This window comes from Streptomyces sp. NPDC051105 (genome assembly GCF_040682795.1).
GTDB lineage: Bacteria > Actinomycetota > Actinomycetes > Streptomycetales > Streptomycetaceae > Streptomyces.
The window spans coordinates 190,087-211,790 of sequence record NZ_JBFBBR010000017.1; the positions used below are offsets into that span (position 1 = coordinate 190,087).

21 protein-coding genes are annotated in these 21,704 nt (G+C 71.3%); 10 read left to right on the top strand and 11 right to left on the bottom strand.

All coding sequences use genetic code 11. The features are described 5' to 3' along the window. Positions 1 to 106: 106 nt before the first annotated feature. A complete protein-coding gene (locus AB0N16_RS34125) occupies positions 107 to 757 on the bottom strand; it encodes a TetR/AcrR family transcriptional regulator (protein WP_365803542.1) in 651 nt (216 codons plus the stop codon). 326 nt (positions 758 to 1,083) lie between these two features. Here AB0N16_RS34125 and AB0N16_RS34130 point away from each other — a divergent pair, with 326 nt between their 5' ends. Continuing rightward, positions 1,084 to 2,187, top strand: a complete 1,104-nt coding sequence (locus AB0N16_RS34130) for a medium chain dehydrogenase/reductase family protein (RefSeq protein ID WP_365803544.1) — start codon at positions 1,084 to 1,086, stop codon at positions 2,185 to 2,187. Between the two features lie 194 nt (positions 2,188 to 2,381). Here the strand turns inward: AB0N16_RS34130 and AB0N16_RS34135 are convergent, their stop codons facing one another. Continuing rightward, positions 2,382 to 3,086, bottom strand: coding sequence for a TetR/AcrR family transcriptional regulator (locus tag AB0N16_RS34135; RefSeq protein ID WP_365803546.1), 705 nt, complete (start codon positions 3,084 to 3,086; stop codon positions 2,382 to 2,384). A 204-nt stretch (positions 3,087 to 3,290) separates the two neighbouring features. Here AB0N16_RS34135 and AB0N16_RS34140 point away from each other — a divergent pair, with 204 nt between their 5' ends. Further along, entirely contained in the window at positions 3,291 to 3,740 is a 450-nt protein-coding gene (locus AB0N16_RS34140; RefSeq protein WP_365803548.1) for a nitroreductase family deazaflavin-dependent oxidoreductase, read from the top strand. Here the strand turns inward: AB0N16_RS34140 and AB0N16_RS34145 are convergent. Further along, positions 3,730 to 5,016, bottom strand: coding sequence for a geranylgeranyl reductase family protein (locus AB0N16_RS34145; protein WP_365803550.1), 1,287 nt, complete (start codon positions 5,014 to 5,016; stop codon positions 3,730 to 3,732). The two genes, AB0N16_RS34140 and AB0N16_RS34145, sit on opposite strands and share 11 nt — an antisense overlap. Before the next feature lie 218 nt (positions 5,017 to 5,234). On the opposite strand from AB0N16_RS34145, the gene AB0N16_RS34150 reads away from it, so the two are divergent. Then, positions 5,235 to 6,590, top strand: a complete 1,356-nt coding sequence (locus AB0N16_RS34150) for a dipeptidase (protein WP_365803551.1) — start codon at positions 5,235 to 5,237, stop codon at positions 6,588 to 6,590. A gap of 61 nt (positions 6,591 to 6,651) precedes the next feature. Continuing rightward, positions 6,652 to 7,374, top strand: coding sequence for an MBL fold metallo-hydrolase (locus tag AB0N16_RS34155; RefSeq protein WP_365803553.1), 723 nt, complete (start codon positions 6,652 to 6,654; stop codon positions 7,372 to 7,374). Between the two features lie 79 nt (positions 7,375 to 7,453). Here AB0N16_RS34155 and AB0N16_RS34160 read toward each other — a convergent pair whose 3' ends face one another. Together AB0N16_RS34160 and AB0N16_RS34165 are read right to left on the bottom strand one after the other, a co-directional pair. Beyond that, positions 7,454 to 8,494 (bottom strand): NUDIX domain-containing protein, encoded by a 1,041-nt coding sequence (locus tag AB0N16_RS34160; protein ID WP_365803555.1) that lies wholly within the window; start codon positions 8,492 to 8,494, stop codon positions 7,454 to 7,456. Positions 8,495 to 8,637: 143 nt separating this feature from the next. Continuing rightward, positions 8,638 to 8,829 carry a hypothetical protein gene (locus tag AB0N16_RS34165; protein WP_365803557.1) on the bottom strand — a complete coding sequence of 64 codons (192 nt, stop codon included), beginning with the start codon at positions 8,827 to 8,829 and terminating at the stop codon, positions 8,638 to 8,640. Between the two features lie 571 nt (positions 8,830 to 9,400). Here AB0N16_RS34165 and AB0N16_RS34170 point away from each other — a divergent pair. Beyond that, positions 9,401 to 11,419, top strand: coding sequence for an NPCBM/NEW2 domain-containing protein (locus AB0N16_RS34170; protein ID WP_365803559.1), 2,019 nt, complete (start codon positions 9,401 to 9,403; stop codon positions 11,417 to 11,419). Between the two features lie 106 nt (positions 11,420 to 11,525). Here AB0N16_RS34170 and AB0N16_RS34175 read toward each other — a convergent pair whose 3' ends face one another. Beyond that, complete coding sequence (locus AB0N16_RS34175; protein ID WP_365803561.1) at positions 11,526 to 12,482, bottom strand: ROK family protein; 957 nt, start codon at positions 12,480 to 12,482, stop codon at positions 11,526 to 11,528. Between the two features lie 221 nt (positions 12,483 to 12,703). Here AB0N16_RS34175 and AB0N16_RS34180 point away from each other — a divergent pair, with 221 nt between their 5' ends. Together AB0N16_RS34180 and AB0N16_RS34185 are read left to right on the top strand one after the other, a co-directional pair. Next, complete coding sequence (locus tag AB0N16_RS34180) at positions 12,704 to 13,753, top strand: LacI family DNA-binding transcriptional regulator (protein ID WP_365803609.1); 1,050 nt, start codon at positions 12,704 to 12,706, stop codon at positions 13,751 to 13,753. 7 nt (positions 13,754 to 13,760) lie between these two features. After that, positions 13,761 to 14,558 (top strand): hypothetical protein, encoded by a 798-nt coding sequence (locus tag AB0N16_RS34185; protein WP_365803563.1) that lies wholly within the window; start codon positions 13,761 to 13,763, stop codon positions 14,556 to 14,558. Between the two features lie 37 nt (positions 14,559 to 14,595). Here the strand turns inward: AB0N16_RS34185 and AB0N16_RS34190 are convergent, their stop codons facing one another. Then, positions 14,596 to 15,900, bottom strand: a complete 1,305-nt coding sequence (locus tag AB0N16_RS34190) for an aldolase/citrate lyase family protein (protein ID WP_365803565.1) — start codon at positions 15,898 to 15,900, stop codon at positions 14,596 to 14,598. Positions 15,901 to 16,110: 210 nt separating this feature from the next. On the opposite strand from AB0N16_RS34190, the gene AB0N16_RS34195 reads away from it, so the two are divergent. Beyond that, entirely contained in the window at positions 16,111 to 17,052 is a 942-nt protein-coding gene (locus AB0N16_RS34195) for an endonuclease/exonuclease/phosphatase family protein (protein ID WP_365803567.1), read from the top strand. A gap of 59 nt (positions 17,053 to 17,111) precedes the next feature. On the opposite strand, the gene AB0N16_RS34200 is transcribed toward AB0N16_RS34195, so the two are convergent. The 4 genes from AB0N16_RS34200 to AB0N16_RS34215 all read right to left on the bottom strand — a co-directional run bounded on the left by AB0N16_RS34200 (position 17,112) and on the right by AB0N16_RS34215 (position 20,264). Then, complete coding sequence (locus tag AB0N16_RS34200) at positions 17,112 to 18,074, bottom strand: electron transfer flavoprotein subunit alpha/FixB family protein (RefSeq protein WP_365803569.1); 963 nt, start codon at positions 18,072 to 18,074, stop codon at positions 17,112 to 17,114. Between the two features lie 52 nt (positions 18,075 to 18,126). Then, on the bottom strand, positions 18,127 to 18,915 hold the full coding sequence (locus AB0N16_RS34205; protein WP_351712967.1) for an electron transfer flavoprotein subunit beta/FixA family protein: 789 nt from the start codon (positions 18,913 to 18,915) through the stop codon (positions 18,127 to 18,129). A 217-nt stretch (positions 18,916 to 19,132) separates the two neighbouring features. Next, complete coding sequence (locus tag AB0N16_RS34210; protein WP_365803571.1) at positions 19,133 to 19,642, bottom strand: flavin reductase family protein; 510 nt, start codon at positions 19,640 to 19,642, stop codon at positions 19,133 to 19,135. Between the two features lie 208 nt (positions 19,643 to 19,850). Further along, the gene (locus AB0N16_RS34215; protein ID WP_351712963.1) at positions 19,851 to 20,264 is read right to left on the bottom strand and encodes a thioredoxin family protein; all 414 of its coding nucleotides are present in this window, start codon (positions 20,262 to 20,264) and stop codon (positions 19,851 to 19,853) included. Between the two features lie 106 nt (positions 20,265 to 20,370). Between AB0N16_RS34215 and AB0N16_RS34220 the strand changes: the two genes are divergently transcribed. Beyond that, on the top strand, positions 20,371 to 20,787 hold the full coding sequence (locus AB0N16_RS34220; protein ID WP_365803573.1) for a DUF4395 domain-containing protein: 417 nt from the start codon (positions 20,371 to 20,373) through the stop codon (positions 20,785 to 20,787). A gap of 187 nt (positions 20,788 to 20,974) precedes the next feature. Then, positions 20,975 to 21,703: a lysophospholipid acyltransferase family protein gene (locus tag AB0N16_RS34225; protein WP_365803575.1), complete on the top strand. Its 729-nt coding sequence runs from the start codon at positions 20,975 to 20,977 to the stop codon at positions 21,701 to 21,703. The last annotated feature ends 1 nt before the right edge of the window (position 21,704 follow it).

Genomic DNA, 21,704 nt, shown 5'->3' on the forward strand with positions numbered 1-21,704 from the left:
CGCGTACTCCCCGGGAAGTAGGCCGGGCCGCCGGGCGCGTTGCGACGCGGGCGTGCGGGGGTTGGGGTACGGGTGCGGGGGTTGGGGTGCGGGGGTGCGAAGGGGGTCAGCTGCCGGATGCCAGTTCCGCCACCTCGGCGTCGAACAGCCGCTCCGGGTCGAAGCCCATGCCCGCGAACTGCCCGGCGAGTTCGAGGGAGAGCGCACCGTGCATCCGGGTCCAGAACGCCAACGCCCGGCGCAGCACCCCCGGCGACGCGGGATGGCCATCGGCCCACTGGCGATGCTGGGCGAGATGCGCGGTGAAGCCGGCGGAGGCGGGTGCCTCGGGCTCGGCCGCCGCACAGACGTCGAGCAGCGCGGCCATGATCTCCCGGGCGATGGCGGTGATGTCGTCGGGCGCGTGATATCCGGGCACCGGCGTGCCGTAGACGAGGAAGTACCGCTGAGGATCGTCTAGCGCCCAGCGGCGCAGGGCACGCGCGAGGCCCTCGATACCGGACCGGGAGTCGGCGGCGGCCCGGAAGGTGTCGGCCAGGCTGCGGTAGGCGTCCCGGATCAGCTCGGTGATCAGCTCGTCCCGGCTGCCGAAGTAGCGGTAGAGGGCGGGGCCGCTCATGCCCAGTTCCTTGGCGATCGCGTTCAGAGACAGACCCGACGCGCCGGACTTGGCGATCTGCTCCCAGGCGCGCGCCTTGATGTCGGCCCGCACCTGGCTCCGGTACCGCTCGCGGGGGCTCACCGCTTCTGCCGCCATGACCTGCACGCTCCTCTCGCTACCGACCTCTCAGTCGCCCGAATGCCGGGCGCTCGGGCATCCGGGCGTCCTGGCGTCCCGAGCGCTTCACGTTTCCGGGTTTCCGTGCCTTCCGAGCCCCGGACCTTGCCTCTGACCTTCAGGCGTACTCCGTCCGTTTAAAGCTATCACTTTCGAGATGGGTTCTAACGACCGTTAGTGCACCCCGGGGTGCGACAGCTTGACACTTACGCGAACGCCAGTCATGTTAGTTATAGCTTCTAACGCAAGCGAGTACTTCTCTCGCTTGCGACTGCATCCACAGGGAGATCGTCATGGAGGTCGTCATGGAAACCGCCGAAACCGCCGCGCCCGAGGGCACCGCAGCCGAGACCCAGCTCGTCGAGGTCGTCCTGCCGGGCATCGTGGAGCCCGAAGGTCTGCAGATCCGGCGCGGCGAGATCCCGGTCCCGGGGGCCGGCCGGATCGTCGTACGCATGGAGGCCACCGGCGTCTCCTTCGCGGAGCAGCAGATGCGCCGCGGCCGCTACTACGACCAGCCGCCGTTCCCCTTCGTCCCGGGCTACGACCTGGTCGGCACGGTGCTCACGGTCGGCGAGGGGGTCGCGTCCGGGCTCGTCGGCAAGCGGGTGGCGTCCTTGGTCAAGGTGGGGGGGTGGGCCAGTCACGTCGTGCTCGACGCGGCCGACGCCGTGGAGGTTCCAGCCGGTGTCGGCGCGGCGGAGGCCGAGACGCTGGTCGTCAACGGCATCACCGCCTGGCAGATGCTGCACCGCAAGGCCAGGGTGCGGCAGGGCGGCACGATCCTGGTGCACGGCGCCAACGGCGGTGTCGGCACGGTCCTCGTCCAGCTAGCGCGCGCGGCGGGCCTGCACGTCATCGGCACGGCCTCGGCCCGTCACCACGACGCGCTGCGGGACCTGGGCGTCACCCCGGTCGACTACCGCACCGAGGACGTCCCGGCCCGGGTCCGTGAACTGACCCCCGGCGGTGTCGACGCCGTCTTCGACCACCTCGGCGGCCGCAGTGTCATCGACTCCTGGCAGCTCCTCGCCCCGGGCGGCACCCTGGTCGCTTACGGCAGTGCCACCACCCGGGACGACTCGGGCTCCAAGCAGCTGCCCGTCCTCAAGATCCTCGGCCGGGTGTGGCTGTGGAACGCGCTGCCCAACGGCCGGCACGCGTACTTCTTCAACGTCTGGGAGGGCCGTGCGCTCGGCAAGGACCGCTTTCGGGCCCGGTTGAGCGCCGACCTCACCCAGGTGTTCGAGTCCCTCCGGCGCGGCGAGGTCACCGCCCGCATAGCCGCCCGGCTGCCCCTCACCCAGGCAGCCGAGGCCCTGCGGCTCGCCGAGTCCGGCACAGTCGCCGGCAAGGTCGTACTCGTCCCGGAAGACGGCGCCGGTACGCCGGACACCCAGACACGGTGACGACCGCCCGCGGTGTGACAACCGCCGGCACCGTGACAACCGCCGGCACCGTGACCACCCCCGGCAACGTGACAACCCCCGGCACCGTGATGGCCTCGGGCTCGGCGACCGCCCTCCATGAACGCCCCGTCGTCGGCGGAGGCGCGCCCAGGTCGAGGCAACGGCGCCTACGTCATCCCGCCCAGCGCAGCCCGTTACGGGAAGACCAGGCCCACCCCATGGGCGAGCTGGGCGGCCGCATGACGGAAGAACCGGTCACGGTCCTCCACGACCCCCTTGAACTGGCCGAACAGTTCGAACCCGACCAGCCCGAACAGCTGCGCCCACGCCGCGGCCATGGCGACGGCCACCTCCGGGGGGAGGCCCGGCACCAGCTCGTCGGCCATCCGGCGGGCCTCGGGCGCGAGCTCGGCCGGCACAGGGGTACGAGCCAGACCTCGCTGCTCGAACGCATCGCGCAGGATGCCGATCAGGACGAGCGCGACCCGGGCGGCCGGCTGGATGGTCGTGTCCGGGGCCGAGTAGCCGGGCACAGGCGAGCCGTAGATCAGCGCGTACTCGTGCGGGTGCGCCAGCGCCCAGCCGCGCACCGCCTCGCACACGGTGACCCAGCGCCGCGCCGGGACGGCGTCGGCGTCGGCGGCAGTGGCAGCGGCGTGCGCGGCCTCGGCGGCCTCACCGAGGGAGTCGTAGGCGTCGATGATCAGCGCGGTGAGCAGCTCGTCCCGGCTGGGGAAGTAGCGGTAGAGCGCCGAGGAGACCATGCCGAGTTCGCGTGCGACGGCCCGCAGCGACAGCTTGGCCGCACCCTCGGCCGCGAGCTGTCTGCGTGCCTCGTCCTTGATGGCCGCGGTGACTTCCATCCTGGCTCGCGCGCGGGCGCCCTGTGCGGTGGTCATGGGAAGCAGTCTGCCACGCACACGGAGCGGTGCACACGTTTTGGAGCAGTGCACTGGTACTAGAGCACCGAACTCCTTCCGGTGCACCGATCTCAAACAAGTGCGCCGCACAAGAAAGAGAGCAATGCTCTTGCTTTGGATCGCCGATCTCCCCCACACTGCAGTCAAGCGAGAGCACCGCTCTCCTAAACCGTGGGGGTCCCCGTGTCGACACACGTCCAGAAGCCCGGCTGGTTCACCGTCAAGATCTTCAACCGGGCCGTGGCCTGGCTCACCGGACGCGGTATCAGCGTCTGGGGCTCCCGCGTCCTCGCCGTCCGCGGACGCAAGAGCGGGGAGTGGCGCACCACCCCTGTGAACCTGCTGACGGTGGACGGGCAGCAGTATCTGCTCGCGCCGCGCGGCCACGTCCAGTGGACCCACAACATGCGCGCCGCCGGTGGCGGCGAACTGCGGCTCGGCAAGAACGTGGACGTCTTCACCGCCACCGAGGTCGCCGACGACGACAAGGTCGAGCTGCTGCGGGCCTACCTGAAGCGCTGGAAGGCCGAGGTCGGCGTCTTCTTCAACGGGGTCGGCCCCGACTCGCCCGACGCCGACCTGCGCCGCATCGCCCCCGACCACCCGGTCTTCCGGATCGCCGTCACGAAGTGACCGAGTCCTCCGTGTCCGCGTCGTCCACGTCGTCCGCGTTCGCCTCGGCGGCCTTCGCCGAGGCCGCCGGCTCCGGAGCCAGTGTGGTGAGGGCGCGCTGGGCGAGCGGGTGGGAGCGGACGAGTTCACCGAGCGAGGTCCGGCCCTGGGTGATCTCCTTGAACGCGCGCCACGCGGGGCGGAAGCCGGTCAGGACTGCGTGGAACACGCCGGGCCTGCGCTCGAACACCGCGAGCATCCGCTTGCCGACGCTCATCTCGACGCCGAGGCCGGCCTTGACGGCGAAGGCGTAGTTCAGCGCCTGACGGCGGGTGTCGACGGCGTCGTGGGCCTCGGCGATCCGCACCGCCCACTCCCCGGCGAGCCGCCCCGAGCGCAGTGCGAAGGAGATGCCCTCGCGGGTCCACGGCTCAAGGAGGCCGGCCGCGTCACCACACACCAGCACCCGGCCTCGGGACAGCGGCGAGTCGTCGGCGCGACAGCGGGTCAGGTGGCCGGAGGAGATGCTCGGTTCGAAGCCGGCGAGGCCGAGCCGGGCGATGAAGTCCTCCAAGTACCGCTTGGTGGCCGCGCCTTCGCCGCGCGCGGAGATCACGCCGACGGTCAGGGTGTCCCCCTTGGGGAAGACCCAGCCGTAGCTGCCGGGCATCGGGCCCCAGTCGATGAGGACCCGTCCCTTCCAGTCCTCGGCGACGGTCTCCGGCACCGGGATCTCCGCCTCCAGGCCGAGGTCCACCTGGTCTACCTTCACGCCGACGTGGGCGCCTATCCGGCTGGCGCTGCCGTCGGCGCCGACCACCGCACGGGCCAGCAGGGTCTCGCCGCCCTGCAGGACGACGGCGACCGTGCGCCGGTCGGGAACGGCCGAGCCGTGCTGTTCCACGCGCTGCACGGCGGCGCCCGTGCGCAGTTCGGCGCCCGCCTTCTGGGCGTGTTCGACCAGCTGCTGGTCGAACTCGGGCCGGTTGATCAGCCCGAACATCATCTGCTTGGAGCGGCGGGTGCGGGTGAACCTTCCGTTGTTGGAGAAGGTGACCGCGTGCACCCGGTCCTTGAGGGGCAGCTCGAAGCCGGGCGGGAGCGCGTCGCGCGAGGGTCCGATGATGCCGCCGCCGCAGGTCTTGTAGCGGGGCAGCTCGGCTTTCTCCAGCAACAGCACGCGCCGTCCCGCGACCGCCGCCGCGTAGGCCGCCGAGGCCCCCGCGGGTCCCGCGCCCACCACGACGACGTCCCACACCAGCTGCGCGTCGTCCGCCGAAGAATTCTCACCGCTCACGATGGTCCGCTGCTCCGATCAAGCCGTAGAAACCGTAAATGCCGTATGCCGTGTCAATGCCGTAGGTGCCGTATCAAGCCGTGGGTCAGGGCGTGTCCGCCCGCAGGCGGGCACCCGTCACCTGTCCCCCCGCATCCTACGGCGGAGGTCGCCGCAGGCCGCTGTGGGAGGATCGGCGTACTCACCAGTTCAACGTCGCACCCACGAGGAGCGTGCCCATGTCGTCCAATCCGGTCGCCGAGACCGTCGCCGCCCTGCTGCCCAGGGCGAAGGCGGAGCTCGCCGAGCTGGTGGCCTTCAAGTCGGTGGCGGACTTCGTCCAGTTCCCCAGGAGCGAGAGCGAGGGCGCCGCGAACTGGGTCGCCGACGCGCTGCGCGCCGAGGACTTCGTGGACGTCGCCGTGCTGGACACCCCGGACGGCACGCAGTCGGTGTACGGCTATCTGCCGGGGCCGGAAGGTGCCAAAACGGTCCTGCTGTACGCGCACTACGATGTGCAGCCACCGTTGGACGAGGCCGCCTGGACCTCCCCGCCGTTCGAGCTGACCGAGCGGGACGGCCGCTGGTACGGGCGCGGTGCCGCGGACTGCAAGGGCGGCGTGATCATGCACCTGCTGGCACTGCGTGCGCTGAAGGCGAACGGCGGCGTCCCGGTCAACGTCAAGGTGATCGCCGAGGGCTCGGAGGAGATGGGCACCGGTGGCCTGGAACGGTACGCCGAGCAGCACCCCGAACTGCTGGCGGCGGACACGATCGTCATCGGCGACACGGGCAACTTCCGGGTCGGCCTGCCGACGGTGACCACGACCTTGCGCGGCATGACCTTGCTCCGGGTCCAGATCGACACGCTTCAGGGCAATCTGCACTCCGGGCAGTTCGGCGGCGCCGCCCCGGACGCGCTGGCCGCGCTCATCCGGGTGCTGGACTCGCTGCGCGCGGAGGACGGTTCGACGACCGTCGACGGGCTCGCGGCGGAGTCGGGCTGGGCGGGGCTGGAGTACGAGGAGGAGCAGTTCCGCAAGGACGCCAAGGTGCTGGACGGCGTCGGGCTGATCGGTGACGGCTCGGTCGCGGACCGCATCTGGGCGCGTCCGGCGGTCACGGTGCTCGGCGTCGACTGCCCGCCGGTGGTCGGCGCGACCCCGTCGGTGCAGGCGAGCGCCCGTGCCCTGGTCAGCCTGCGGGTGCCGCCGGGCGTGGACGCGGCCGAGGCGAGCAAGCTGCTCCAGGCCCATGTGGAGGCGCACACGCCGTGGGGTGCCCGGGTGCGGACGGAGGCGGTCGGCCAGGGACAGCCGTTCCGCGCCGACACCACCAGCCCGGCCTACCGGGCGATGGCCGATGCGATGGCAGTCGCCTACCCGGGCGAGACGATGCAGTACGCCGGGCAGGGCGGCTCCATCCCGCTGTGCAACACCCTGGCGAGCCTCTACCCGGACGCCGAGTTCCTGCTGATCGGTCTGAGCGAGCCGGAGGCGCAGATCCACGCGGTCGACGAAAGCGTGTCTCCCGAGGAGCTGGAGCGCCTGTCGGTGGCCGAGGCGCTGTTCCTGCGGAACTACGCGGCGGGCTGAACCGCTCTGCCGACGGCAGAGGACCCTCGTCCGCGGACGGGGGTCCTCCTACGGTCGGGGCATGGACGTCATCGAACTGCTCCCCCGGCTGCACCTGCTGCGCTTCCCGGTCGGCCAGGCCTACCTCTGGCACGACCCGGACGCCGGCGCCTCGACGCTGATCGACGCCGGCCCGCTCGGGTCGGGCCGGCCGGTCGCCGACGCGCTGACCGCGCTGGGCCGGTCCCCTTCGTCGGTGCGCCGGATCGTCCTCACCCATTTCCACGAGGATCACGTCGGCGGTGCGGCGGAGTTCGCCGCCCTCAGCGGAGCCGAGGTGCTGGCCCACCGCCTGGACGCACCGGTGATCCGGGGTGAATTCCCGGGCCCGCCGCCGGTGTTCGAGGAGTGGGAGCGGCCGATCCAGGCCGAGGTCGCGAAACTGCTGCCGGTCGGCGATCCGGTCCGCCCGGACGAGGTGACGGAGTTGTCCGACGGTGACGTCCTGGAATTCGGCGGCGGCGCCCGGGTCGTCCACGTCCCAGGTCACACCGACGGCAGCATCGCGCTCCATCTCCCTGCGCACGGCGTGCTGTTCACCGGGGATGCGGTGGCGGTGTCCCCGGTCACCGGTTCGGTGATACTCGGGGTGTTCAATCTCGACCGGGGCCGGGCCGTCGCGTCCTTCGGGCGGCTGGCCGGTCTGGACGCGGAGGTGGCCTGTTTCGGCCATGGTGATCCGGTGACCGCGAAGGCATCCCGGGTGCTGCGGAAATCCGCGGACACCTACGGGCCGCCGCGCTGACCCCGGGGACATGACCGGCACCGCGCGCCGTATCCCCGCCCACACCGACATCGCGGCCTCGACAGACAGTCGGAGAACGTCAGCCGACCGGGACGCCGGCCTCCAGATAGAGCGCGGCGCCGCGCTCGCGGGCCCGCAGCGCCCAGCGCAGCCGTTCGTAACGCACCGGGGGCAGCATCTCGGCGGCCTCCTGTTCGGTGACGAAGCGCCAGCCGCGCAGCTCGGGTCCCGGCAGCACCAGCCGCCCGGCCTCGGCGGAGTCCAGCCGGCCGCCGTCGAAGAGCAGCCGCAGGCCGCCGTAGCGGGGCCGCACGGGCTGCTCCCAGTCGACGACCAGCAGCCTCGGCACCTTCTCCAGCCGGATCCCGGTCTCCTCCTCGACCTCACGCACGCCCGCCTGCGCGGGGGCCTCGCCGGGCTCGACGACGCCGCCGGGGAACTCCCAGCCGGCCTTGTAGGTGGGGTCGACCAGCAGGACGCGGTCCTCCTCGTCGAAGAGGAGCACCCCGGCCGCGAGGGTCTCGGCGGTGGGCTCCGGGGTCTGCACGATGGCGCAGACGGGCGCGGTACCGGTGCCGACGGCCTCGGCGATGTACACGGCCGTCTCGTACGGGGTGAGGGCGCTGGTGTCGACGAGATGGGCGTCGGCGCCGATCCAGGAGGCGAGGGCGGTGCGGTAGGGCTCGATCTGGTCGTACGACCACTGCCGGACGCGTATCTCGCCGTCGGGCAGGTCGGGCGGGATCTCCCGCCCGGCTATTCGCTCGCGCAGGATCGTTTCGGCCGGGGTGAGGCACAGATGCCGGACAACGATCCGGCGGGCGGCGAGGCCCCCGAAGATCTCGTCCCGGTACTCCTGGCGCAGCAACGTCATGGGAACCACCAGGGTGCCGCCCAGCTCGGCCAGCATCGCGGCCGCCGTGTCGATCACCAGTCGTCGCCAGATCGGCAGGTCCTGGAAGTCGCCGACCTCGGTGAGGTGCTTGGCCGGTAGCAGGTGTGTCAGTGCCCCGCCGATGATCTCGGGGTCGAAGAGCGTGCTGTTCGGGATCAGTTCGATCAGTTCACGTGCGGTGGTGCTCTTACCCGCACCGAACGCGCCGTTGACCCAGACGATCACGGACTCCCCCTCTTCTGTTGGCCCCCTGAGGCTTGCCCGCTCCACACTGCCACGGAAACCAGTTCCCGTTGAGGGCGCCCAGAACGTGTGCCGGTTTCCCTCCGCGGACCACCGGCACCGTCGTTCGCTCCCGCCCCGCCGGGCTACTCCTGGCCCAGGAAATCCCGATCGGTCTGGAAGCTGTCCTCGCCCACGAGGTGGCCGACGTGCTCCAGGGTGTCCGAGACGTGCAGGTCGTCGAGCGGGCCGTCGGCGGCGGCGTGCGACGGGGTGATGGCGGCCACGACGAATCCGGTGGCCAGGCTGGCGATGGCGAGCATGCTGCGCTTCTTCATGCCCGTCTCAACTGTGCGGGAGGCCCGGGGTCACGGGCGAACCCACGAGGAGAGCAACGCGGCACGTCGGCCTGGAAACCGGGCGGCCTGGAAACCGGGCGGCCTGGACGATCACGGCGCGGCTGACGCCGGGGAGCCCGAACCGCCGTCCCCACAGGAAGCCGTACCCCATGACCGGCCCACGACCGACCACGACCCTCCGGTGCCCCACCGGCCCCGTGGAGCTCGAAACCGGTCCGGGAGCCGGGCGTGGCGCGCCCGGCCGCCCCGGCTGCCCGAGCAGCCGATCTGAGGCCCTGCGCCCTCGCCACGACAGGACATCGGATGTCCTGGCCAGGTCATCCACAGGTCAGACCCAGACATCTCATAGCCTCTCGCAGCGTCACATTCAACACAATCCAACGGACAGGACTACGCTTCCGTCCCAACCAGCCCTGCGATCAGGCGAATAGGGAAGCGGGAGCAACCTGTACCGCTTCCCTTCCAACACAGCCCAACAGCTCCTACCATAAGCGCGCACCGATGACGCCCGTATGCCGTCATCCCACCTTTCGCGAGTCGGAGGAGCGTAATGACGCGTCACCCTCACACCCGCACAACCCGCCGAAGAGTGGTCGGAGCACTGGCCGCGGCACTGCTGTGCACGGCGGGCCTCGCCGCACCTGCCGCCGCCCGCGGGGCAAGCGGCTCGCCCGCCTCCGCCGACGGTCTCGCCCTCACCCCGCCGATGGGCTTCAACAACTGGAACTCCACGCACTGCGGCACGGACTTCGACGAGGCCATGGTCGAGGGCATCGCGGACCTCTTCGTGGCGAAGGGCCTGAAGGACGCCGGCTACCGGTACGTCAACCTCGACGACTGCTGGGCCCTGCCGAGCCGCGACGCGGACGGCAAGCTGGTCCCGGACCCGGCGCGGTTCCCCCACGGCATCAAGGCGGTCGCCGACTACGTGCACGCCAAGGGTCTCAAGCTCGGCATCTACACCAGCGCGGGCACCAAGACCTGCAACGACGCGGGCTTCCCGGGCGCCCTCGGCCACGAGTACAGCGACGCCCGGCAGTTCGCCGACTGGGGTGTCGACTATCTCAAGTACGACAACTGCAACAACCAGGGCGTGGACGCCAAGCAGCGCTACCTCACCATGCGGGACGCGCTGAAGGCCACCGGGCGGCCCATCGTCTACAGCATCTGCGAATGGGGCGAGAACAAGCCCTGGGAGTGGGCGTCGGACGTGGGCCAGCTGTGGCGCACCACCGGGGACATCAGTGACAACTGGGGCTCGATGGTGTCGATCCTGAAGCAGAACCTGCCGCTCGCGCCCTACGCGGGCCCCGGGCACTGGAACGACCCGGACATGCTGGAGGTCGGCAACGGCGGCATGACCGACACCGAGTACCGCTCGCACTTCTCGATGTGGTCGGTGATGGCCGCCCCGCTGCTCATCGGCACCGACCTGCGCAAGGCCTCCCGGGCGACCTTCGACATCCTGGACAACAAGGAGGTCATCGCCGTCGACCAGGACCCGCTCGGCAGGCAGGGCACGGTGGTCTCCTCGACCGGCGGACGCTGGGTCGTCGCCAAGGAGATGAAGGACGGCAGCCGCGCGGTCGCCCTCTTCAACGAGTCCAACTCACCCCAGCGCATCGCGACCACCGCGCAGGCGGTCGGCCTCCCGAAGGCGCCCGCCTACACCCTGCGCGACCTGTGGCAGCACCGGAGCTACAACACCGCGGGCACCCTCTCCGCGGTCGTCCCGGCGCACGGCACCGTCCTGGTCCGGGTCGCCGCCGACCGGCACTGGGCGGCCAACCCGCCGGCCGTCGAACTGGGCCTGAACGGAAGCCAGTTCATCGAACCGGGCAGCGCCGCCGCGCTCACCACGTCCGTCACCGACCTCGGACGCACGACGGCCCGCAAGGTCTCCGTGTCGCTCACCGGACCGCACGGCTGGACCGTCACCCCGACCTCGCCGACCAGGACCACGGCGCTGCCGACGGGCCGTGCCCTGCGCACCGGCTGGAAGGTGACCGCGCCCGCGGGGACGCCGAAGGGGTCGTACGAGGTCGGGCTCAGGGCGAGCTACCGGTCGCCGGCCGGTGTGCGCGCCGAGAGCACGCTGACGCTCACGATGACCGTCGCGGACCCGCCGCCCGCCGGAAGCTCCTACCTCAGCGATCTTCCCTGGCTGTCGGCCGGCAACGGCTGGGGCCCCGTGGAGCGCGACACCAGCAACGGGGAGACCGCCGCGGGCGACGGGCACCCGATCACCGTCGGCGGGGTGGTGTACGCCAAGGGGCTCGGCACCCACGCCCAGAGCCAGATCGACTACTACACCGGCAAGGCGTGCGAGAAGGTCACCGCCGACGTCGGCGTGGACGACGAGGAAGCCGCCGACGGAAGCGTCTCCTTCGAGGTCTGGGCGGACGGCACGAAGGTCGCCTCGACCGGCGTACTGACCACGGACCTGCCGGCCCAGCCGCTCACCGCCGACGTCACCGGCGCCGAGGTGGTCAGCCTCGTCGTCACCGACGGCGGGAACGGCGTCACCTCCGACCACGGCGACTGGGCGGACGCGCGGATCACCTGCTGACGTCCCGCACGTCACACGTTCCCGCCCAGCCGTTCCCGACCGGCTCGGTCGGCCGGACCTGAACCCCGGCCGACCGGGCCTGAACGTTACTGCTCCCGCGGCTGCCTCAGACCCCCGCCGCCGTCGCGTCCGTGCCCCTCTGGGCCAGCGCGGCGGCCGCGGCGCCCACCAGGCCCGCGTCCGTGCCCATCTGGGCCGGCACGACCGTCAGACGCTGCACGAAGGAGAGGGTCGCGTAGTCGGTGAGGGCCTTGCGCAGCGGCGTGAAGAGGATGTCCCCCGCCTTGCCCACACCGCCGCCGATCACCGCGATGTCGATCTCGACCAGGGTCGCGGTGGCCGCGATCCCGGCCGCCAGCGCCTGCGCGGCCCGCTCGAAGGACGCCACCGCGACCGGGTCGCCGGTCCGGGCCGCGGCCGCGACCGCCGCCGCCGAGGTGTCGCCGTCGGGACCCGGCTGCCAGCCGCCCTCCAGCGCGCGCCGGGCGATGTTGGGCCCGCTCGCGATGCGTTCCACGCAGCCGCGCGATCCGCAGGGGCAGGGGTCCCCGTCGAGGTCGACGCTGATGTGGCCGATGTGGCCCGCGTTGCCGGTCGGCCCGGGGTGCAGCTTGCCACCGAGCACCAGGCCGCCGCCGACACCCGTCGACACCACCATGCACAGCGCGTTGTCGTGGCCGCGGGCCGCGCCCTGCCAGTGTTCGGCGGCGGTGATGGCGACGCCGTCGCCGATCAGCTCGACCGGCAGCCCGCCGGCGGCCGCGCGCACCCGTTCCACCAGGGGGAAATCCCGCCAGCCCGGCACGTTGACCGGGCTCACGGTGCCCGCGGAGGCGTCCACCGGGCCCGCGCTGCCGATTCCGAGCGAGCCGGCCCGCCCCCACAGGGGTGAAGCGGCGAGTTCGCCGACCACCTCCTCGACGGCCCCCATGACCGTCTCGCCGTCCTGCTGGGCGGGCGTCGCGCGCTGGGCGCGCGCCTGGATCCGTCCGTGACCGTCCACCAGAGCGCCGGCGATCTTGGTGCCGCCGATGTCGAGGGCCGCCACGAGGTCGGTGTGCATCAGAGTCAGATCTCCCCGTCAACCATGAGTAACCGAGTGAAAGGCAGCCGTCCAGCGGTGGGGGCGCGGGCCGGAGATTGCGGTGGACAGTCTCCCTCGCAGCTGACAACGTTGTCCAGGCTCTATGCTCGACGCCACATCCTCATACAAACCCATGGACCTGTGCATCCCCCGTGGACAACAGGAATCCCACCGTGGACGACAGGACAGGACGCCGCATCGTGCCCGAGACCTTCCGCCGCGCAGACCGTCTTCCCGGCTCCCGTTACGGGACCCGGCCGACGATGAAGGACGTGGCTGCGCGCGCCGGTGTCGGTCTCAAGACGGTGTCCCGGGTGGTCAACGGCGAGCCCGGGGTGACCCCGGACACCGAGCGCCGGGTCCAGGAGGCGATCGACGCGCTCGGCTTCCGCCGCAACGACAGCGCGCGGGTGCTGCGCAAGGGCCGTACCGCGAGCATCGGTCTCGTCCTGGAGGACCTCGCCGACCCGTTCTACGGCCCGCTCAGCCGTGCGGTCGAGGAGGTGGCGCGGGCCCATGGCGCGCTGCTGATCAACGGGTCCAGCGCCGAGGACCCCGACCGGGAGCAGGAGTTGGCGCTGGCGCTGTGCGCACGGCGGGTGGACGGGCTGGTGGTGATCCCGGCCGGGGACGACCACCGCTACCTGGAACCGGAGATCAGGGCGGGCGTGGCCACGGTGTTCGTGGACCGCCCGGCCGGGAGGATCGACGCCGACGTGGTGCTGTCCGACAACTACGGCGGGGCCCGCGACGGGGTCGCCCATCTGATCGCGCACGGCCACCACCGGATCGGCTTCATCGGTGACATGCCCCGCATCCACACGGCGGCCGAGCGGCTGCGCGGTTACCGGGCCGCGATGGAGGACGCCGGGATATCCGTCGAGCCGGCGTGGACCTCCCTCGGCATGACGGACCCCGAGCGGGTGCGCCGGGCCGCCGAGGAGATGCTGTCCGGGCCGGCTCCGGTCACGGCGATCTTCACGGGCAACAACCGGGTGACCGTGACCGTGATCCGGGTCCTCGCCGAACAGCCGCGCCCGGTCGCGCTCGTCGGCTTCGACGACATCGAGCTGGCCGATCTGCTGCACCCGGGCCTCACGGTCGTCGCCCAGGACGCGGCCCTGCTCGGCCGTACGGCCGCCGAGCGGCTCTTCCGCCAGCTGGACGGCAGTCTCATGGCACCGGAGCGGATCGAGCTGCCGACCCGGCTGGTCACCCGCGGCTCGGGCGAGCTGCCGCCTTCGGAGTGAGCCGCGCATGACCGGCCGTACGCTCAGGGAACTGGGCCTGGACCAGGCACCGCGCGACCATCCGCTGACCTACCCCGGCGTCTGGCCCGCCGAATCCGGACTCCTCGACGGCGACCGGCTGGTGCCGCTGGACCGGCTGGTGCACGACGACGGCCGGGTACCGGTGCTCGCGGTGGGCTCCAACGCCTCTCCCGCCCAACTCCAGCACAAGATGGCCGAGTCCGGGGTGACCGGGCCGATCCCCATGGTGCGCTCCCGGGTGACCGGGCTCGACGTGGGCGTCTCCGCGCATGTCAGCCGGCTCGGCTATGTCTCGGCGTCCCCGGTCCACTCCCCCACGACGGTACGGGAGTTGTTCGTCGTCTGGCTGGACGGGCCGCAACTGGAGGTGATCGACGCGAGCGAGGGCGTACCGCTGCCGGGCGGCAACTTCGGCCGCGCCTGGCTGCCCGCCCCGGACGTACGCGTCGACCTGGCGGACGGCACCACGCTGTCCGGCGTCCATGCCTACGTCAACCGGCACGGCGTCCTGCACGACGGCACCGGCACCCCCCGGCGCCACCCCGGCGAGCGCGCCCTCCTCACCGGACTCCTGGCGGAATCAGGCGAGTTGAGGCAACTGTTCGGCGCCACACCCGAGGAGTTCTCCGCCCGTGCGCGGGCCGACGCCGAACTGTGCCGGCGGGGCACCCGGCTGTTCGCCGAGAGGAAGTGGGCGGTCGCGTCGGGCCTGGAGCGGTACGTCCGCACTCGCCGGACGGGAAGTCCGGGGTCCGGCTCGTCGTGGTCGCCGCCCTTGACGTAGACGTCGCCGACGTTCGTCCAGCCGCGTGACGGGGCCGCTACTTGCCGGAGGCCGTCAGATCGCCGCGCCGGGGTGCCGCGAACCCCTCCAGATCGGCGCGGGTCAGCCCGGTCAGCCGGGCCACCTCGGCGATGCCGAGGGCGCCGCAGTCCAGGCCGCGCAGCAGATACCCGCCGAGGGCCTTGGCGGTGGCGGGCTCGTCCATGACGTCACCCCCGGCGCGGCCGGCGTACCGGGCGAGCCGGCCGGCGGCCCGCTCGAAGCCCTCGCGGTAGAAGGCGAACACGGCCGCGTACCGGGTCGGGATGTGGCCGGGGTGCATGTCCCAGCCCTGGTAGTAGGCGCGGGCCAGAGCGCGCCGAGTGAGTCCGTAGTGCAGCCGCCAGGCGTCGTGCACCTTCGCGGTGGGGCCGACCGGCAGCACGTTGGTGGAACCGTCCGACACACGTACGCCCGTGCCGGCGGCGGCCACCTGCATGATCGCCTTGGCGTGGTCGGCGGCCGGGTGATCGCTGGCCTGGTAGGCGGCGGAGACGCCGAGGCAGGCGCTGTAGTCGAAGGTGCCGTAGTGCAGGCCGGTGGCGCGCCCCTCGGCGGCCTGGATCATCCGGGCGACGGTGGCGGTGCCGTCGGTGGCGAGGATGGACTGGCTGGTCTCGATCTGGATCTCGAAGCCGATCCGGCCGGGCTCCAGGCCGTGCGCCTTCTCGAAGGCCTCCAGCAGCCGGACCATCGCGGTGACCTGCTCGGGGTAGGTCACCTTCGGCAGGGTCAGTACCAGGCCCTCGGGCAGCCCGCCGGACGCCATCAGCCCGGTGAGGAAGATGTCGAGGGTGCGGATGCCCCGGTCGCGTACCGCGGCCTCCATGCACTTCATCCGGATGCCCATGTACGGCGCCGCCGTACCGTCGGCATACGCCTCGGCGATCAGCCGCGCCGCCCGGGCCGCCGTCTCGTCCTCCTCGGCGTCGGGGCGGGGGCCGTAGCCGTCCTCGAAGTCGACGCGCAGGTCTTCGATCGGCTCGCGCTCCAGCTTGGCGCGGACCCGGGAGTAGACGGGCTCGGCGAGTTCGTCGGACAGGCCGAGGACGGCGGCGAAGGAGGCGGCGTCGGGGGCGTGTTCGTCGAGGGCGGCGAGGGCCCGGTCGCCCCAGGAGCGGACGGTGTCGGCGGCGAAGGCGTCACCGGGGACGTACACGGTGTGGACGGGCTGGCGGGTGCCGGGGTCGCCCGGGTAGCGGCGCTCCAGTTCGGCGTCGACCGGCGCGAGGGAGGCGCTGATCTCCTCGCTGACGGCGCCCGCGAGGCTCGTCGCCACCTTCTGCTGCTGGCCCTGGCCCATCCCACACCCTCCTATTTTCCACTGTACGGAATCAACAATCCGTTGAATGAAGTTATCCGGGCGCCTTCGGGATGGTCAACACCATGTCCACCGTGCGACACGCCCCCATCTGGACATGTTCACGCTCGGCTCACACCTGGGTAGCACACTCTCCGCGCAGGACTCGCCTTACGCACGCCTCGTCCGGCCGTCGCCACCGAAGGAGCCCCCGTGCCGAACCAGCGCCGAGTCACCCGCCGCCTGGGCCTGAAGGTCCTGTTGGCCGCGGCGGTCACCGTGCCCCTCTCCAGTGCCGCGATCTCAGCCTCGTCCGCCTCCTCCACGCCGCCCGCCACCCTGCGGGCCGGGCGGGCGATCCCGCCGCGGCGCGCGCCCCGGCTCGACGTCATGACCTTCAACCTGCGCTACGCCGGCACCGCCGAACCCAACAGCTGGGCCGACCGCCGGCCCGTGATGCGCGAACTGCTGCACCGCGCCCACCCTCAGGTCATCGGCACCCAGGAAGGCCTCTACCAGCAGCTGCGCGACATCGACACCGACCTCGGACCGCACTACGACTGGATCGGCACCGGCCGCGAGGGCGGCAGCCGGGACGAGTCCACGGCGATCTACTACGACATCCGGCGCCTGGCCCCTGTGGAGCACTACACCTTCTGGCTCTCCGACACCCCGGAGGTCATCCGCTCCAACACCTGGAACGCCGCCTTCCCCCGCATCGTCACATGGGCCCGGTTCCGCGATCTCGCCGACGACGGCCGGGAGTTCTACGTCGCCAACACCCACTTCGACCAGAAGAGCCAGTACGCCCGCGAGCGCAGTGCGACCCTGCTCGCCCAGCGGATCGCGGAGTTCGACCCCGCGCTGCCGGTCGTGGTGACCGGCGACTTCAACGCTGCCGCGCACAAGAACCCGGCCTACGACACCCTGGTGGACTCCGGGCTCGTGGACGCCTGGGACGCGGCGGAGCGGCGCGGCACCCTCTACGGCACCTTCCACGGCTACCACCGGCTCGAGCAGGGCGGCGACCGCATCGACTGGATCCTGACCTCGCCGGACGTGACCACGCACCGGGCGACGATCGACACCTTCTCGATGCACGGCCAGTTCCCCAGCGACCATCTGCCCGTGCGGGCCTCACTGAGCCTGCGCTGACACCACGAGGCCCCCGTGACCGGTCTCGGTCACGGGGGCCTCGGACAGCCTGGCGGTGATCAGCCCTTGCGGGTGTTGATCTCCTCGGTGAGCTGCGGGACGACGTCGAAGAGGTCGCCGACCACGCCGAAGTCGACCAGTTCGAAGATCGGGGCCTCGGCGTCCTTGTTGACCGCGACGATCGTCTTCGAGGTCTGCATGCCCGCGCGGTGCTGGATGGCGCCGGAGATGCCGTTGGCGATGTACAGCTGCGGGGAGACGGACTTGCCGGTCTGGCCGACCTGGTTGGTGTGCGGGTACCAGCCGGCGTCGACGGCGGCACGCGAGGCACCCACGGCCGCGCCGAGGGAGTCGGCGAGCGCCTCGATGATCGCGAAGTTCTCGGCGCCGTTGACACCGCGGCCGCCGGAGACCACGATCGCGGCCTCGGTCAGCTCCGGCCGCCCGGTCGACTCACGCGGGGTCCGGCCGGTCACCTTAGTGCCGGTGGCCTTGTCGGAGAAGGTCACCGCGAGGGCCTCGACCGCACCGGCGGCCGGGGCGGCCTCCACGGCGGCGCTGTTGGGCTTGACCGTGATGACCGGGGTGCCCTTGGAGACCCGGGACTTGGTGGTGAAGGACGCGGCGAACACCGACTGGGTGGCCACCGGGCCCTCGTCGCCGGCCTCCAGGTCGACGGCGTCGGTGATGATGCCCGAGCCGATGCGCAGCGCGAGACGCGCGGCGATCTCCTTGCCCTCGGCGGAGGAGGGAACCAGGACGGCGGCCGGGGACACGGCGTCGTAGGCGGCCTGCAGCGCGTCCACCTTCGGCACGACCAGGTAGTCGGCGTACTCGGACGCGTCGTGGGTGAGGACCTTCACCGCGCCGTGCTCGGCGAGGGCGGCGGCGGTGTCGGCGGCGCCGTTGCCGAGGGCTACGGCGACAGGCTCGCCGATCCGGCGGGCCAGGGTCAGAAGCTCCAGGGTGGGCTTGCGGACGGCACCGTCCACGTGGTCGACGTAGACGAGGACTTCAGCCATGGGAATGCTCTCCTGCTTGGATCAGTTGAGGGGCGGTCGGCGGCTGCGGGGCTCAGATGAACTTCTGGCCCGCGAGGAACTCGGCGAGCTGCTTGCCGCCCTCGCCCTCGTCCTTGACGATCGTGCCGGCCGTGCGGGCCGGACGCTCGGTGGCGGTCTCGACCGCGCTCCAGGCACCCTCCAGACCGACTTCCTCGGCCTCGATGTCCAGGTCGGACAGGTCCCAGGACTCCACCGGCTTCTTCTTCGCGGCCATGATGCCCTTGAAGGACGGGTAACGCGCCTCACCCGACTGGTCGGTGACGGACACGACCGCCGGCAGGGAGGCCTCCAGCTGCTCGCTGGCGGCGTCGCCGTCACGACGGCCCTTCACGACACCGTCCTCGACGGAGACCTCGGAGAGCAGGGTGACCTGCGGGACGCCCAGCCGCTCGGCCAGCAGGGCCGGGACCACACCGGCGGTGCCGTCGGTGGAGGCCATACCGGAGACCACCAGGTCGAAGCCGGCCTTCTCGATCGCCTTGGCCAGCACCAGCGAGGTACCGATCACGTCGCTGCCGTGCAGGTCGTCGTCCTCGACGTGGATCGCCTTGTCCGCACCCATCGACAGCGCCTTGCGCAGCGCGTCCTTGGCGTCCTCCGGGCCGACGGTGAGGACGGTGACCTCGACGTCGTCGTCGGAGTTCTCGGAGATCTGCAGCGCCTGTTCGACCGCGTACTCGTCCAGTTCGGAGAGCAGACCGTCCACGTCGTCACGGTCGACGGTCAGGTCATCGGCGAAGTGCCGGTCGCCAGTGGCGTCGGGCACGTACTTCACAGTGACAACGATCCTCAGGCTCACGCCGGCTCTCCTACTGCATCGTCTTTTCTGGGCTGCCTCTTGAAGGCAGCATAGGCGCCCCAAGCGGCTCATCCCGGTCGGGGCGGCCGCGCGCTCCGAACGGAATATTACTCGTCAGTACACCCAGTCCGTTCCCGCTAAGCAAGCGCTTTGAACTGTGACCTTCGCAACGCAGCGTAACCGGAATGCGCCCCCTGCGCAGAACGAGGGCGCGTGATCAATCGCGCAGTCCGTTGAAACCGCCCTGGTGGTACAGGAGCGGCCGGCCGGCGCGGGAGGGGTCTCCGACGACCACCTCGGCCAGCACGATGCGATGGTCGCCGGCCGGCACCCGTGCGACGACCCGGCACACCAGCCAGACCAGCACGTCGTCGAGGACCGGAACCCCCGCGTGGCCCTCGCGCCAACTGGTGGGCGCCCCGAACCGGTCGGCGCCGCTGCGCGCGAAGGTGGCCGCGAGCTCGGCCTGGTGCTCGCCGAGGATATGGACGCCGATGTGCTCGGCGGTGGATATCGCGGGCCAGCTGGAGGCGCCCGTGCCGACGCCGAAGGAGAGCATCGGCGGCTCCGCGGAGACGGAGGTGAGGGAGGTGGCGGTGAAGCCGACCGGACCGCCGGCCCCCCGCGCGGTGATCACCGCGACTCCGGCGGCATGCCGCCGGAAAGCGGAGCGGAGCAGGTCGGGAGAGGCGAGCCGGGAGGTGGCGAGGTCGGGCGTGGCCGTCATGGAGTCTTCCTTCTGGGGGAGGCGGCGTTCGGGTCCGGGGTTGTTCAGCAACCCGGACAGCGCGCGCTCGCGGTGCGGGCCAGGTCGACGTGGACCCGCCCGAAGAGAAGGAGTTCATGGGACATACGGTCAGGCTGACGATAGGTGGTACGCCCAGTCAAGTACGTTCCGCGATATGGGAGCTGCCTCACCGTCATCGGCACGTCCGTCAGACCGCCTCTCCCAGCGCGGCGATGACGTCCGCCTTCCGGGGCTGTCCGGTGGCCCGGCGCACCACCCGGCCGGCCGCGTCGAGCACCAGCACGGTGGGTGTCTTGAGGATCTCCAGTTCGCGCACCAGGTCCAGGTGGGCCTCGGCGTCGATCTCGACATGGGTCACCCCAGGGACCAACGCGGCGACCTCTCCGAGCACCCGCCGGGTGGCCCGGCAGGGGGCGCAGAAGGCGCTGGAGAACTGCACCAGCGTTGCGCGTCCGCCGAGTTCGGCACCGAGTTCGGCCGCTCCGAGCCGCTTGCCGTCGTCCCGCCCGCGCACCCGTACCCTCCCGCTCCGCCGCTTGTGCAGCACTCCGTAGACACTCGCCGCCGCGAGCACCGCCACGCACACCATCAGTCCGGTCATCACGTGCCCCAGCTTTCACGACGCCGCCGACCATATGGACCAGCGTTCACGAGACTGCAAAGATTCCCGGCTCCCCTATCGGCCCTCGGGGCGGAATCCTTGGTTCATGGACATCGACGCACGTGGGCCGCGATTCGCGGCGGCCGTGACGACGGTCGTACTGGCCGCCGCGCTGATCACCCGGAACCCCTGGATCCTCGCCTGGCAGACACTGGTGTTCGCGCTCGGCGCGGCCGCGGGCGTCAGCCGTTCGCCGTACGGCTGGGCGTTCCGGACGGCGGTACGACCCCGGCTCACTCCCCCTACGGAGTTCGAACCACCGGAACCCCCGCGATTCGCGCAGGCGGTGGGACTGGTGTTCGCGGGACTCGGCCTGGTCGGCTTCGCGTTGAGCCCCGGCTGGCTGGGACTCGCGGCGACCGGGATCGCGCTCGCCGCGGCCTTCCTGAACGCGGCGTTCGGGTACTGCCTGGGGTGCGAGATGTTCCTGCTCATCCGCCGAGTAGGGGTACGCGCAGAGTAAAGGCAGGTTAAAAAGTCGAGGTGGATCATAGGCCGACGTGACGAGGATCTCGCCACTCCGGGGCACCAGGGCTGGCTACCCGTCCGTTCTTCGGGCACGATCTGCGATACGCCGTAAACCTACGGCTCCGTAACTTTCGCGCCGGGAACCCCTTTCCCAGGCAGAGCAGAAAGGGTCCGCCCCGCCCATGGCCGAGCTGGTCTACCGTCCCGTCATCGGTTTCGCCAAGACGCTGTTCAAGGTCTGGGACCTCAAGATCGACTGCCAGGGTTCCGAGAACATCCCGCGCTCGGGCGGAGCGGTGCTGGTGAGCAATCACATCAGCTATCTGGACTTCGTCTTCGACGGCCTGGCCGCTCTGCCGCAGAAGCGCCTGGTGCGTTTCATGGCGAAGGAATCGGTCTTCCGGCACCGGATCTCCGGTCCGCTGATGCGCGGGATGAAGCACATCCCGGTGGACCGCACGCAGGGCGAGACGGCGTACCAGCACGCGCTGGACTCGCTCAAGTCGGGTGAGATCGTGGGGGTCTTCCCGGAGGCCACGATCTCCCAGTCGTTCACGCTGAAGAGCTTCAAGTCGGGTGCGGCGCGCCTCGCCCAGGAGGCCGGCGTCCCGCTGATCCCGATGGCGCTGTGGGGCACACAGCGGCTGTGGACCAAGGGCCAGCCGCGCAACTTCAAGCGCAACCACCTCCCCGTCACCATCCGGGTGGGCGAGCCGGTCGAGGCCCCGCGCGACCAGTACGCGGGCGCCATCACCCGCCGCCTGCGCGACCGAGTCCAGGACCTGCTGGACGCGGCCCAGCGCGCCTACCCCGCCCGTCCGAAGGACTCGGCGGACACCTGGTGGCTCCCGACCCATCTGGGCGGTACGGCGCCCACGCAGGAGCAGTTGAAGGCGGCCGAGGCGGTCTGAG